The following is a 13146-nucleotide window of genomic DNA, read 5'->3' as shown; positions in this document are numbered from 1 at the left end:
AAAATGAATATTCACATGGTTGTGCATAAAGCAAAACAAGCATTTTCACATTATAAAGCGCATGGTTTTTTGTCGCTGCTGCGTAAGGCAAGCGTAACAGTTCAAGACTCCTCAGCCACGCTCTTCAAGAAGACTGATGTGCTGGGGTTCTACGATTTCGTCCTGGATCGGCCATACGGCTCAAAGTTTAATGGTGGTGTGGGCGATAAAACGATAAATTGGTTTATTCCTCCTTATGGTCGTGGTTCGGGTGGGCATCTCAATATATTTAGATTTGTTTTTTTATTGGAACGCCTCGGGTATGAGTGTCGTATTATAATCGTGGGTGGCCATTCCAAGTATGACTTGGTTGAAGCTAAGTCTCAGATTTCCGAGTGGTTTTTTCCTTTGACTGCACCTGTTTATGATGGGACCGAGGGTGTCCCGGCCGCTTTTTATAGTGTCGCGACCTCTTGGCAGACTGCTTACTATGTCAAGAATTTCCAGACAACTAAACATAAATGCTATTTTGTACAGGATTTTGAACCGTATTTTTATGCTGTGGGTTCTGAGTCTGCAATGGCTGAGGCGACTTACTCCTTTGGTTTTAGCGCAATCACAGCAGGGAACTGGTTGGCGGAAAAACTAGCGGATGAATACCAAGCGCATACTTTCCCAATTAGCTTCTCCTATGATCGTGATCTTTATCGGTTAATGCATCGGCGCGAGCCAGAAATAAAACGCGTATTTTTCTATGCTCGACCGCCCACTCAACGTCGCGCATTTGAGTTGGGTTTGTTAACGTTGAATGAGGTGGTGAAACGGCTTCCTCATGTGAAGGTTATTTTTGCAGGCTGGGACGTGTCGAATTATGAGATTCCGTTTGAGCATTTAAATGCTGGGACGTTGAATATTGCAGAACTACCGGATCTCTATAACCAATGTGATGCCGCGCTGGTCTTGTCATTTACTAATCTTTCACTTCTCCCACTTGAGTTGATGGCCTGCGGCGTTCCTGTGGTCAGTAATAGATCGCCTTGCACTGAATGGATTCTTAATGATGATAACTCTATTTTGACCAAGGCGACGGTTGAAGATCTCACCAATGGTATTTGTGAGCTGCTGACCAATTCAGCGCTTCATGCGAGCATTAAGGCAGAAGGTATCCGGATTGCGGATATTTCAAGTTGGGAGGAAGAAGCCCTTAAACTGAGCAGGGCGCTTACCTCGATCTCAAGCTCCGAGACATTGGAAAATTCAAATGCCTAATAGCCAGCGGTGCATTGTTCTAGGCGCGAGTGGGTTTATCGGCTCGAGGCTGTGTGAGGTGATGGGCGCTAGAATTCCGAACCTTAAAGCTTTCGGTCGGAGTCCGTTGTACCCCTCGGCGTTTAGTAAGTGCAGATGGATTGAGGGCAATTTTTCTGACATTAACCAAGTCACCAATGCGATTGCTGATTGCGATACAGTCATTCATTTAGTGAATGCCACAACGCCAGCGAGTGCGAATGTCAATAGAGTGGCGGATCTAGAGGCTAATGTTGTTTCTACGTTGAACTTACTGGATGCATGCGTTAATTCGGGCGTCAAGAAAGTTGTATTCATTTCTTCTGGGGGGACTGTTTACGGTGTTCCCTCTGTGATGCCTACCCCAGAAACGGCTGAGAATGATCCTATTACGGCTTATGGTGTAAGTAAGCTAACGATTGAAAAGTATCTTTCTCTTTATAATCACCTTTACGGCCTTGATTATACTGTTTTGCGGGTAGCTAATCCCTACGGCCCGTATCAGACAAATAAGAAAAATCAGGGCGTGATCTCTGCATTTTTGCGGCATGCCATCCATGATGAGCCTATTGACGTGTGGGGGGATGGCTCCGTCGTTCGTGATTATATTTTTATTGATGATGTTGTTAGTGCTATCGAGTTAGCTGTTTTTAATCGGACGGATAAAAAAATATTCAACATTGGCTCCGGTCGAGGCGTGAGTATTAACGAGATAATTGTCACGCTGGAAGATGTGATGGGTAAGAAAATAGAAGTTAACTATATGCCACGGCGCAATATGGATGTGCCGATAAGTATTTTGGATATTTCGCGAGCTGCTGAGGTGTTGAGGTGGACACCTAAGGTTGAGTTTTCTCAAGGTATTCAGGATACTTTTGAGTGGGTTAAATCTTCTGGCTTGTAAGTGATTTCTTTTGGCTTGAGAATCTGGACAAGTCTATTTATATATGGCTTGTCCAGTTTTAAACTGGGTCGCCGCGAAAACTGAGAGCAACATGTAAGCAGACTCCGGGAGCGAGCATGATTTGATTCCCCCTACCTCAAGCGCCGCCGTTTGGATAGGTGGGGTAATGTATGCGATCCATAAACGTATGCGATCCACGAAGTACACCTACCGCCAGATGTGCCTCCCGTTTACCGTGGCATTTCCGGTGAGCAGTTCCACGGCAGCAAGGCTTCGTAGTCTTCTACCGACGAGGCGTGCGGCAGACGCTCCAAGACGTGGCGCAGCCACGTATAGGGCTCCTGGCCGTTGGCCTTGGCAGTTTCGGCCAGACTGTAGATCTGCGCGCTGGCGGTCGCTCCCTTAGGTGTATCACTGAAGAGCCAAGCCCCGCGCCCGATAACAAATGGCTTTATCGCTCTCTCGGCGGCATTGTTGTCTATCGGCAAAAAGCCAGCCTCCACGTAACGCTCCAGTCGGCTCCAGTTGTTCGCCAGATAATGAACGGCCTTGCCAAGCACACTTTGTGGCGTCACTTGCGGCTGCGTTTTATCCAGCCAGCTTTTCAACTGAGCCAGGATCGGCAGGCTCTTTTCCTGGCGACCTGTGAAGCGCTGCTCATCGCTAACATCCTTGAGTTCGCGCTCGACGCCGTAAAGCTTGTTGATCATCGTCAGCGCAATATCGGCACGCCCCGTCTTGCCCTTGGGTTGCACTTTTTGTGTGTCCACGAACTTGCGCCGCGCAAGAGCCATGCACGCCAGACGCTCCACGCCCGGCTGCAACGCCAAGGCGTTATAACCTGCGTAATCGCCAGTCATCACGTAGCCGCGATAACTTTCCAGCAGGCGCAACGGATGACTCGAAAACAGCTGATGGGTATGGGCGAGTTGCGCGCCTGACGCGGAGAAACGAGCGCAAAGCCCGCCAAACAGCAGGGCAAAAGGCGTTTTTCCGCAAATAGCGATGCACACCGTGGAATTTCCGACTTGCCACTGCCGTGTGGCAAGTTGATCGGAGGATCCCTTGGTGAGCGCGGCAATCAGTGCGCGGTTACGCCAGAAACTGGCGACCATTCCTACTGGGGAGATTGAAAAGTGCTGCATTAACCAAACACCTCAGCCTGTGCTAACAAAGCACCTTGCGCATCTTTCGCCGACAGTGCCGGGGGCTCATTGATTGGCCAATCGATACCCAGAGCCGGGTCATCCCAACGTATGCACCGCTCGTGGGCAGGCGCGTAGAAGTCCGCGGTCTTGTAAAGGAACTCGGCGGTGTCCGAGAGCACTACAAATCCACGGGCGAAACCTTCTGGCACCCATAGCTGATGCTTGTTTTCAGCTGACAGATACGCACCGACCCACTGCCCGAATGTTGCGGAGTCACGACGAATATCAACGGCCACATCAAACACTTCGCCCTGGACGACGCGAACGAGCTTCCCCTGAGGCTGTTGTACCTAATAGTGCAGGCCGCGAAGCACGCCTTTAGTTGAGCGAGAGTGATTGCCCTGTACGAAATGAACGGAACGTCCCACTACCTCTTCAAAAACGCACTGATTGAAACTTTAAAAGAAGAAACCTCGCTGGTCACCAAACACTTTAGGTTCGAATAGCACAACATCGGAGATGGCTAACGGTGTGGCTTTCATCAGTAAATCGTTTCCTGCAAGAGACGCTTGAGGTATTGGCCATAGCCGTTTTTCAAAAGCGGAGCAGCAAGATTTTCAAGCTGTTCAGCATCAATCCATTTTTGACGGAAGGCGATCTCTTCCGGGCAGGCAACCTTAAGACCCTGGCGATGCTCAAGTGTGGCAATGAAGTGACTGGCTTCCAGGAGTGAGTCGTGGGTGCCGGTATCCAACCAGGCGTAACCGCGGCCCATGATTTCCACAGACAGGTTGCCTTGCTCCAGATAGATGCGGTTAAGGTCAGTAATTTCCAGTTCGCCACGGGGCGACGGCTTGATGCTCTTCGCAATCTCGACAACCTGGTTGTCGTAGAAATACAGGCCGGTGACCGCATAGTTCGATTTAGGCTTGAGAGGCTTCTCTTCCAGGCTGATGGCCTTGCCCTGAGCATCGAACTCGACAACCCCATAGCGCTCCGGATCATTGACGTGGTACGCAAAAACGCTGGCACCGTCCTGGCGCGCCATGGCACTCGCCAACAGCTCATTGAAATGATGGCCGTGGTAAATGTTGTCACCGAGCACCAAAGCAGCCGGGTCATTGCCGATGAAATCTTCACCAATAATGAACGCCTGCGCCAAGCCATCCGGCGATGCCTGCACTGCGTAGGAGATATTCAGGCCCCAACGGGCGCCGTCACCCAGCAGTTGCTCGAAACGCGGGGTATCTTGAGGCGTGGAGATAATCAGGATATCGCGGATACCGGCCAGCATGAGCGTGCTAAGCGGGTAGTAAATCATCGGCTTGTCGTATACCGGCAGCAACTGCTTGGAGATGGCCAAAGTTGCCGGATGCAGCCGAGTGCCTGAGCCGCCGGCCAGGATGATTCCTTTACGATTAAGCATAATTATTTCTCTAGTATTTCTGTGAGCATCCGTGCCACGCCGACCTGCCATTCAGGCAAGTTCAGCGCAAAGGCCTTTTGCAGTTTTTGAGTATTCAAACGGGAATTGTTTGGACGTTGTGCTGGCGTCGGGTACGCCTCTGTGCCGATTGCTCCGACCATGGCAGGCGATACCTTGAGGTTTTCACCGGCCGACTCGGCTCGTTCGAGCACGAAACGCGCGTAGCGACACCATGTGGTTTCACCAGAGGCCGCAAGATGGTAGAGCCCGCCGAGTTCGGGGCTTGCGACGGTGCTGCGGATAGCATGGGCAGTGACATCGGCCAGCAGCTCTGCCCCGGTCGGCGTACCGAACTGATCGTCGATGACGTTCAGGCTATCGCGCTCACGGGCCAGGCGCAGCATGGTCTTGGCGAAGTTGTTCCCTCGCGCGGCGTATACCCAACTGGTACGGAAAATCAGATGCGAGCAGCCGCTGGCCTGAATCGCCTGTTCGCCCGCCAGCTTGCTGGAGCCATAGACACTCAACGGTGCGACCGGATCGCTTTCCTGCCATGGGGTATCGCCGTCGCCGGCGAATACATAGTCCGTGGAGTAATGCACCAGCAAGGCATTCAGAGCCAACGCTTCCCGAGCCAGAACAGCAGGCGCTTCGGCATTCACCCGATGCGCCTGCTGCGATTCGCTTTCAGCCTTGTCGACAGCGGTGTACGCCGCGGCATTGACAATAACGTCAGGCGCAAAGCGCTGTACGGTGGCAGCGAGCCCCGCCAGATCATTCAAATCGCCACAGTAATCCGGGCTGCGGGAGTCCAATGCGAGCAACTCGCCCAGCGGGGCAAGGCTGCGTTGCAGTTCCCACCCGACCTGGCCGTTTTTACCGAGCAATAGAATTTTCATGCAGTACGTCCGGCGTAGTTTTTCTCTACCCACTGAAGATAAGCACCCGACTGGATATTGCTGACCCAATCCTGATTATCCAGGTACCACTGCACGGTTTTACGGATGCCGGTTTCGAAGGTTTCTGCCGGTTTCCAGCCCAGCTCGCGCTCAAGCTTGCGAGCGTCGATGGCATAACGGCGGTCATGCCCGGGACGATCGGTCACGTAGGTGATTTGTGCGTTGTATGGCTGACCGTCGGCGCGTGGACGCATCTCGTCCAGCAAGGCGCAGACCGTGTTCACGATGTCCAGGTTTGGCTTTTCGTTCCAGCCGCCCACGTTATAGACCTCACCCACGGTGCCGGCTTCCAGCACGCGGCGAATGGCGCTGCAGTGGTCTTTGACATACAGCCAGTCACGAATCTGCTGGCCATCACCGTAGACAGGCAATGCCTTGCCAGCCAGGGCGTTGACGATCATCAGCGGGATGAGCTTTTCCGGGAAGTGATACGGGCCGTAGTTGTTCGAGCAGTTGGTGGTCAGTACCGGCAGGCCATAGGTGTGATGATAGGCACGCACCAAATGGTCGCTGGCCGCTTTACTGGCCGAGTACGGGCTGTTCGGTTCGTACTGGTGGGTTTCGCTGAACGCAGGCTCGTCTTTGGCCAGGGAGCCATAGACTTCGTCGGTGGACACATGCAGGAAGCGGAACGCCTTTTGCGCGTCGGACGCCAGGCCTTTCCAGTAGGCGCGCACAGCTTCCAGCAAGCGGAAGGTACCGACGATATTGGTCTCGATGAAGTCTTCCGGGCCATGGATCGAGCGATCGACATGGGACTCGGCAGCGAAGTTCAGGATGGCGCGAGGCTGATGCTCTTCCAGCAGGCGCGCGACCAGGGCGCTGTCACCGATATCGCCACGCACGAAAACGTGACGCTCGTTGCCTTCCAGGCTGACGAGGTTGTCCAGGTTGCCCGCATAGGTCAGCTTGTCCAGGTTGACCACGGTTTCATCGGACTGAGCCAGCCAGTCCAATACAAAGTTCGCCCCGATGAAGCCAGCACCGCCAGTTACTAAGATGGTCATTGATTCAGATCTTTTTCAGTAAAGTTGCGAGGATCAGCCCCAGGTTTCCAACGAGAGTCTGCCGGTATAGACCGGCACGCTTGAAACCCAGAATCCTTGAGAGTAATGGTTGTTCGCGCGCAGCCTTGAATTGGTCCAGCTTCGCTTGATGCTCTTGACTCAATTGGTGACGCATCGACTCAAGTGCCTGGATATTCTGGGAGTTCCACTCATAAAAGCGTCCCTGAAAGGCCATGCGCAGCCGCTTGATGCGAGCCCACCAACTGGAGTTGGTGCCAACCACGTTTTCATCGTGTTGGCGATATAGTACCGCAGGCACGGGGTCATAATGGACCGCCCCGCCAGCCCCGGAAATCAGCTGGTATGCCCACCAGTCATGGGAGGGGACATCCATGTTGGCGCCCGCCTCCTGCAGCAGCGCCCGTGCGGCCTGGTTGAACACCATGGTGTTGCCGCCGCCAATGTTCTGCACCAGCGCATTTGAGAAATGCGGGGCAAGGACAAACTTGGGTGAGTAGCCGAAAGGCACGCCTGACTCGCAAATGAGTTCGGTGCGGCCACAGTACAGCGCGGGAGTATTCTCCGGCACGCTCTTCAACCAGGTGACCGCTCTCTCGAGCTTGTCATCCTTCCAGATATCGTCCTGATCGGACCATGCATAAAAATCAGCGTTTATCTCGCTGCGGCAGGTCAATGACAGGAAGTTGGAGACGAAACCATTTCGGGGGCCGTCGAATACCTGCAGCCGACCGGCCTCCCATTGAATGCTCGTTGCTTGCAGGATCTCCAGCGTCCGGTCCTGAGAGCCATCATCGGAGACATACACAGTCCAGTCGCGATGAGTCTGGCGCTGGAGCGAGGCCAACTGCTCAGGTAGAAACGTCTCTCCGTTGTAGGAGCACATCAGGATTGCAACTTTTTCAGTGCCGCAATCAGTCAATGTGTCACCGACACAAGAAAGAAGAACGCTGGACTCCAAGATACTCAAAAAATTTCCTTCCCTGCATTCGACAGGTTGTGCTGGCCACTAATATTTCTTCAGAAAATCAAAACGATAGAAGTAAATATCGTTCCGGCATCGGGTCATTCATCGCGCGAGAAAATTGTGCAAAACGATCGATGCCCGGGAAACCCACGACCTCGACCAAGCGCCACCGGCAATGGGTCCGCTTAGGCCTCAAGCTGATTTGGATAAAGTTCTGAACACTTCGAAAACAACTTCATGTAAAAACCAGCCCCAATTCCAGGTGATGCCCCCGGACTGACACGAAAGACGGATGTTTGATATGACGGCCGCAATAAAGCCGGATGCTGCTTTGAATCTGCGGCGGGCTCTGCAGGAAGCAGCTGAAAGCTTCAGGGCATTTACAGGTGCGAATCGTACTACAAAGCTGTAGAAAAGTTCCCACGAACACAAAAAAAAGATCGCCGTTCGGCGATCTTTTTTCAACAGCGGGGGTTTGCTTAGCTAAACAACCAGTACCCCATCAATGTCAACACCCCTACTGCCAAAACCGGCCGCATCACCCGGTAAGCCTTGGGATGACGACGCTTCCACTGTTTTACCCTGCTACTCACCCGGTCACTGGAGCTCTTGCTCCAGGCATAGGCCCTGTTAATCCCCCCACCCGCTCGTCGTCGAGGTTCTGCGGTGCCGTGGCGCGCCCGAGCCAAGCGCTGATGCCGCGGTTGATACGAGTCATGAGGCGATTGCTCAGCGGACGTTCGATATCGCAGAACAGGATGACGCGGGTCTTTTCAGTTTCATTCCTGACCCAGTGCACGTAGGTCTCGTCGAATATCACGTCTTCACCATCGCGCCAGGCGTAAACCTGACCGTCGACAAAGATGCGGCAATCATCGGAATTGGGGGTGGAGAGACCCAAGTGATAACGCAGGGAGCCTCCAAACGGATCACGATGCGGGTTGAGGTGGCTGCCGCCCGGCAGCAATGCGAACATGGCGCCTTTGACGCTGGGAATGCGGCTGACCAGCTCCACGGTTTTCGGGCACAAGGCTTCGGCCGAAGGCAGCGGTTTGTCATACCATTTGAGATAGAAACGCTTCCAGCCCTTCTTGAAGAACGAGCCAAAACCGGCGTCGTTGTTCTTTGCCGCCGCGCGGATATACCCCTCGTCGAACAAGTGCATCGCTTCATCGCGAATCACCTCCCAGTTGTCCTTGAGCACATCCAGTTCCGGGAACCTGCTGCGATCCAGATACGGTTTCGAAGGCACACTGGAAAACAGGTACATCAAGGCGTTATAGGGGGCGAACAGTGCCGAATGGTTAACGAACTGGCGCAAAACCGGCAGGCGCGCCTTGCCACGCAAATGCACATAGAGGGTGCTGCCGAGAAACAGCAACAACAACGATGCCTTCGCGGCAACCGATAAGGTCATCAACAACTCCTTTGAAGATAAACTGCACTGCACCACGTCTATTGCCCGACATGGCCGCCAGCCACGACCCGCCAATGTTCAGCGCTTACTGTTGATTCTCCTGTTCGGTAAACAGATCACTGAACAGCATGCTCGACAGGTAACGTTCACCGGAATCCGGCAGGATCACGACGATGGTCTTGCCCTGCATTTCCGGGGTCTCGGCCAGCCGAACGGCCACTGCCATGGCGGCGCCGCAGGAAATCCCGCACAAAATTCCTTCTTCCTGCATCAAGCGCAAGGCCATGGCCTTGGACTCTTCGTCACTGACCAGCTCCACCCGATCGACGATCGACAAATCGAGGTTCTTCGGCACAAAGCCGGCACCGATGCCCTGGATCTTGTGCGGGCTCGGCTTGATCTCTTCGCCAGCCAGGGCCTGGGTGATCACCGGCGACACCGCTGGCTCCACCGCCACCGAGAGAATCGGTTTGCCTTGGGTATTCTTGATATACCGTGAAACTCCGGTGATGGTTCCACCGGTTCCGACGCCTGCCACCAGCACGTCGACCGCACCGTCGGTATCGTTCCAGATTTCCGGGCCAGTGGTTTTTTCGTGGATGGCCGGGTTGGCCGGGTTGTCGAATTGCGCCGGCATGAAGTACTTCGACGGGTCGCCGGCAACGATTTCACCGGCTTTTTCGATGGCGCCTTTCATGCCTTTGGCCGGCTCGGTCAGCACCAGTTCGGCACCCAGCGCCTTGAGCACCTTGCGGCGTTCGATACTCATGGACGCAGGCATGGTCAGCATCAGTTTGTAGCCACGGGCGGCGGCCACGAAGGCCAGGCCGATGCCGGTATTGCCGGAGGTGGGTTCGACGATGGTCATGCCCGGCTTGAGTTTGCCACTACCCTCGGCATCCCAGATCATGTTCGCACCGATCCGGCACTTGACCGAGTAACCCGGGTTGCGCCCTTCGATCTTGGCCAGAATGGTCACACCACGCGGCGCAATGCGATTGATCTGCACCAGCGGCGTGTTACCGATGGAGTGGGCGTTGTCAGCGAAAATGCGGCTCATGGCTGGGTCCTTAACGACAGCATGGAAATAGGGCATCAAGGTAAGCCTCTTGCCCGCACGCGTCCAGTCAGGTCGAACGTCCGCTTATCAGCGCAGTCAATGGCTTTAGATCGCCAGAGATTTGCCCCCATGAAACGTCGATACAGCTGGCCCCTGCGAACCCTCTTCGGCCTCGTTTTACTGCTGATATCGCTACACATCGCCTTGCCCTACCTGGTGCGCGACTACCTCAATGAGCGGTTGGCGAACATGGGCGACTACCGTGGCCAGATCACCGACGTGGACCTGGCCCTGTGGCGCGGGGCCTACAAGATCAACGGACTGAAAATCGTCAAGGTCGAGGGCAAGGTTCCGGTGCCCTTCGTCAACGCGCCGTTGATCGACCTCTCGATCAGTTGGCATTCGCTGTGGTACGACCGAGCAGTAGTAGCCGAGGTGCAGTTCATCAATCCCGAGGTCAACTTCGTCGATGGTGGTGCCAACAAGCAAAATTCCCAGACCGGCGAGGGTACCGACTGGCGCGCCCAATTAGGCAAGCTGCTGCCCATTACCCTGAACGAAGTGCGGATCAACGACGGCAAGATCAGTTTTCGCAACTTCAACTCCAAACCACCCGTGAACATGAATGCCACAAAAGTGGATGCCAACATCTACAACCTGACCAACGTGGTCGACACCAAAGGCAAGCGTGATGCGCGCTTCGAAGGCAAAGCCCTGCTGCTGGGGCACGCGCCACTGGAAACCACGGCCACTTTCGATCCCTTGAGCAACTTCGAAGACTTCGAGTTTCGCTTGCGCACCACGGACATCGAGCTCAAGCGCTTGAACGACTTCGCCGCGGCCTACGGCAAGTTCGACTTCAATGCCGGCCATGGCGACGTGGTGATCGAAGCCTCAGCCAACAAGGGGCGGCTGACCGGCTACATCAAACCACTGCTGCGCGATGTTGATGTGTTCAACTGGCAGCAGGATGTGCAAAGCAAGGACAAAGGACTGTTCCGCTCGATTTGGGAAGCTCTCGTCGGCGGTACCGAGACCCTCTTGAAAAACCAGGGCAAAAACCAGTTTGCGACACGGGTCGAACTCAAGGGCAACGTGCATCAGAAAGATGTCAGCGCATTCCAGGCTTTTTTACAGATTTTACGCAATGGTTTCATCCAGGCGTTCAATGCGCGGTATGAACGACCCCAGCCGGATGCAGGCTAATTTTTGCGCGTGACGATGTACCGGCCAGTGTCTTCTGCCGCACGGGATGAATTCGATTGCTGTTGCAGGAAATCCCAACCCAGACAGGCCAAGGCTAACGATCGCGGCACCGCTTCGCGACCACTACTGTATCGGGTGATACTGCGGGTACTGACCCCCAGCGCTTCAGCCGCCTGATTAAGCGGTAACCCGGTGCGAGCACGCCAATCGATAAAGATTCGGGTGTTCTCGTCGGCTGCATTTTGCGCCAAAGCATCCAGGTAGATAGTGTCTGCGCCAATCTGGATATCAAGCTCAGGCCATTCGACACTCCAGCCATCGTCACCCAACACCGCATCCTCAAAAGCGACTCCCTGTAAAGGTTGCAGGCCTGGATAGGCATGCAGGTCGCGGCTCAAATCGAGCATCAATTGCTGGCCATCGATAAATGTCAGCGCCAAACGATAATCCGACAACGCTTGCACTGCCGATAGCCGTGGTCGTTTCATGGGTAGCATCGTTTCCAATCCTCCAGCAATTGAGTCTGGTGAGCTCTGACCCACTCCAGAGCTTCCCTGAGAATCAGCGGCGGCGCCTTGCCCACCATCACTTCGACAGTTTCCAGGCTCAACATGACGTCCAGCCCGCCACCCTTCAGAGGAACGTGTGGCGGTGGATGATCCTTTTCGCGCAACTGAATGCGGTATGTATCTCGAAATCGGTATTTTGTAGACATGCCCGGCATGCTATCGCCAAAATGGCTATATCTCTATGCTGGCCAGTTACCGAGACTGAGTCAAGATGTGACGCTCCATTCAGAGACTGAATAAGCCGTCTGCGTTCACAGTCGACCGGACACCGCGTTATAGTCGGGGCTGACCATTTTATTGCGCCCCCGTCCTGCCTCGTTCAGGTCGGCGTTACCGTTCGAGGATTAGCAGATGAAGTTCGAAGGCACCCAGGCCTACGTCGCCACCGATGACCTGAAGCTGGCGGTCAACGCCGCCATCACCCTGGAGCGGCCGTTGCTGGTCAAGGGCGAACCGGGCACCGGCAAGACCATGCTCGCCGAGCAACTGGCCGAATCCTTTGGCGCCAAGCTGATCACCTGGCACATCAAATCCACCACCAAGGCTCACCAGGGCCTCTATGAGTACGACGCGGTCAGCCGCCTGCGCGATTCGCAACTTGGCACGGAAAAGGTCCACGACGTTCGCAACTACTTGAAAAAGGGCAAGCTCTGGGAAGCCTTCGAATCCGAAGAACGGGTCATCCTGCTGATCGACGAAATCGACAAGGCCGACATCGAGTTCCCCAACGACCTGCTGCAAGAACTCGACAAGATGGAGTTCTACGTTTACGAGATCGACGAGACGATCAAGGCCAAGAAGCGCCCGATCATCATCATTACCTCCAACAACGAAAAAGAGCTGCCGGACGCGTTCCTGCGCCGCTGCTTCTTCCACTACATCGCCTTCCCGGACCGCGTCACGATGCAGCGGATCGTCGACGTGCACTACCCGGACATCAAGAAAGACCTGGTCAGCGAAGCGCTGGACGTGTTCTTCGACGTGCGCAAGGTGCCGGGCCTGAAGAAGAAGCCTTCGACCTCCGAGCTGGTGGACTGGCTGAAGCTGCTGATGGCCGACAACATCGGCGAAGCGGTGCTGCGCGAGCGCGATCCGACCAAGGCCATCCCGCCGCTGGCCGGTGCGCTGGTGAAAAACGAACAGGACGTGCAACTGCTGGAGCGTCTGGCGTTCATGAGCCGTCGCGGCACCCGCTAAGA

General features: G+C 54.7%; 11 protein-coding genes and 3 pseudogenes. 4 read left to right on the top strand and 10 right to left on the bottom strand.

The genetic code is table 11. From position 1 onward, the window contains the following. The first annotated feature begins 3 nt into the window (after positions 1 to 3). Entirely contained in the window at positions 4 to 1248 is a 1245-nt protein-coding gene (locus tag AC3IX1_RS07355; RefSeq protein ID WP_489387680.1) for a rhamnosyltransferase WsaF family glycosyltransferase, read from the top strand. Next, positions 1241 to 2170, top strand: coding sequence for an NAD-dependent epimerase/dehydratase family protein (locus AC3IX1_RS07350; RefSeq protein ID WP_489387679.1), 930 nt, complete (start codon positions 1241 to 1243; stop codon positions 2168 to 2170). Before AC3IX1_RS07355 ends, AC3IX1_RS07350 begins: the two co-directional genes overlap by 8 nt. Before the next feature lie 230 nt (positions 2171 to 2400). Here AC3IX1_RS07350 and tnpC read toward each other — a convergent pair. From tnpC to cysK, 8 genes and pseudogenes are all read right to left on the bottom strand, one after another. After that, a pseudogene (tnpC, locus tag AC3IX1_RS07345) lies at positions 2401 to 3066 on the bottom strand (IS66 family transposase); the annotation flags it as partial. A gap of 248 nt (positions 3067 to 3314) precedes the next feature. After that, positions 3315 to 3860: pseudogene (gene rfbC / locus AC3IX1_RS07340) on the bottom strand (dTDP-4-dehydrorhamnose 3,5-epimerase). After that, on the bottom strand, positions 3860 to 4744 hold the full coding sequence (gene rfbA, locus AC3IX1_RS07335) for a glucose-1-phosphate thymidylyltransferase RfbA (RefSeq protein ID WP_489388700.1): 885 nt from the start codon (positions 4742 to 4744) through the stop codon (positions 3860 to 3862). The pseudogene rfbC and the gene rfbA overlap by 1 nt, the downstream one beginning before the upstream one ends. Positions 4745 to 4746: 2 nt before the next feature. After that, a complete protein-coding gene (gene rfbD, locus AC3IX1_RS07330) occupies positions 4747 to 5643 on the bottom strand; it encodes a dTDP-4-dehydrorhamnose reductase (protein ID WP_489387678.1) in 897 nt (298 codons plus the stop codon). Further along, a complete protein-coding gene (gene rfbB / locus AC3IX1_RS07325; protein WP_489387677.1) occupies positions 5640 to 6710 on the bottom strand; it encodes a dTDP-glucose 4,6-dehydratase in 1071 nt (356 codons plus the stop codon). The genes rfbD and rfbB overlap by 4 nt, the downstream gene beginning before the upstream one ends. Before the next feature lie 4 nt (positions 6711 to 6714). Next, entirely contained in the window at positions 6715 to 7698 is a 984-nt protein-coding gene (locus AC3IX1_RS07320) for a glycosyltransferase family 2 protein (RefSeq protein ID WP_489387676.1), read from the bottom strand. A gap of 476 nt (positions 7699 to 8174) precedes the next feature. Further along, positions 8175 to 9112: pseudogene (locus AC3IX1_RS07315) on the bottom strand (aspartyl/asparaginyl beta-hydroxylase domain-containing protein). Between the two features lie 85 nt (positions 9113 to 9197). Next, a complete protein-coding gene (gene cysK, locus AC3IX1_RS07310) occupies positions 9198 to 10172 on the bottom strand; it encodes a cysteine synthase A (RefSeq protein ID WP_150724362.1) in 975 nt (324 codons plus the stop codon). A 129-nt stretch (positions 10173 to 10301) separates the two neighbouring features. On the opposite strand from cysK, the gene AC3IX1_RS07305 reads away from it, so the two are divergent. Beyond that, on the top strand, positions 10302 to 11378 hold the full coding sequence (locus tag AC3IX1_RS07305; RefSeq protein ID WP_489387675.1) for an AsmA family protein: 1077 nt from the start codon (positions 10302 to 10304) through the stop codon (positions 11376 to 11378). On the opposite strand, the gene AC3IX1_RS07300 is transcribed toward AC3IX1_RS07305, so the two are convergent. Both AC3IX1_RS07300 and AC3IX1_RS07295 read right to left on the bottom strand, forming a co-directional pair. After that, positions 11375 to 11875 carry a DUF2442 domain-containing protein gene (locus tag AC3IX1_RS07300; protein ID WP_489388699.1) on the bottom strand — a complete coding sequence of 167 codons (501 nt, stop codon included), beginning with the start codon at positions 11873 to 11875 and terminating at the stop codon, positions 11375 to 11377. The genes AC3IX1_RS07305 and AC3IX1_RS07300 overlap by 4 nt on opposite strands. Next, on the bottom strand, positions 11863 to 12093 hold the full coding sequence (locus tag AC3IX1_RS07295; RefSeq protein ID WP_489388698.1) for a DUF4160 domain-containing protein: 231 nt from the start codon (positions 12091 to 12093) through the stop codon (positions 11863 to 11865). The genes AC3IX1_RS07300 and AC3IX1_RS07295 overlap by 13 nt, the downstream gene beginning before the upstream one ends. Positions 12094 to 12298: 205 nt before the next feature. Here AC3IX1_RS07295 and AC3IX1_RS07290 point away from each other — a divergent pair, with 205 nt between their 5' ends. Further along, positions 12299 to 13144, top strand: a complete 846-nt coding sequence (locus tag AC3IX1_RS07290; protein ID WP_007984829.1) for an AAA family ATPase — start codon at positions 12299 to 12301, stop codon at positions 13142 to 13144. Positions 13145 to 13146 lie beyond the last annotated feature (2 nt).

The organism is Pseudomonas sp. KH_046_2 (assembly GCF_057838985.1).
Note: the sequence above shows the minus strand (reverse complement) of the source record. Positions and strands in the feature narration are given on the sequence as shown.

Coding starts and splice junctions, on each gene's coding strand:
- AC3IX1_RS07350 (WP_489387679.1), top strand. CDS start 1,241: ATGCCTAATAGCCAGCGGTGCATTGTTCTAGGCGCGAGTGGGTTTATC.
- AC3IX1_RS07305 (WP_489387675.1), top strand. CDS start 10,302: ATGAAACGTCGATACAGCTGGCCCCTGCGAACCCTCTTCGGCCTCGTT.
- AC3IX1_RS07300 (WP_489388699.1), bottom strand. CDS start 11,875: ATGCTACCCATGAAACGACCACGGCTATCGGCAGTGCAAGCGTTGTCG.
- AC3IX1_RS07355 (WP_489387680.1), top strand. CDS start 4: ATGAATATTCACATGGTTGTGCATAAAGCAAAACAAGCATTTTCACAT.
- AC3IX1_RS07290 (WP_007984829.1), top strand. CDS start 12,299: ATGAAGTTCGAAGGCACCCAGGCCTACGTCGCCACCGATGACCTGAAG.
- rfbA (WP_489388700.1), bottom strand. CDS start 4,744: ATGCTTAATCGTAAAGGAATCATCCTGGCCGGCGGCTCAGGCACTCGG.
- cysK (WP_150724362.1), bottom strand. CDS start 10,172: ATGAGCCGCATTTTCGCTGACAACGCCCACTCCATCGGTAACACGCCG.
- rfbD (WP_489387678.1), bottom strand. CDS start 5,643: ATGAAAATTCTATTGCTCGGTAAAAACGGCCAGGTCGGGTGGGAACTG.
- rfbB (WP_489387677.1), bottom strand. CDS start 6,710: ATGACCATCTTAGTAACTGGCGGTGCTGGCTTCATCGGGGCGAACTTT.
- AC3IX1_RS07295 (WP_489388698.1), bottom strand. CDS start 12,093: ATGTCTACAAAATACCGATTTCGAGATACATACCGCATTCAGTTGCGC.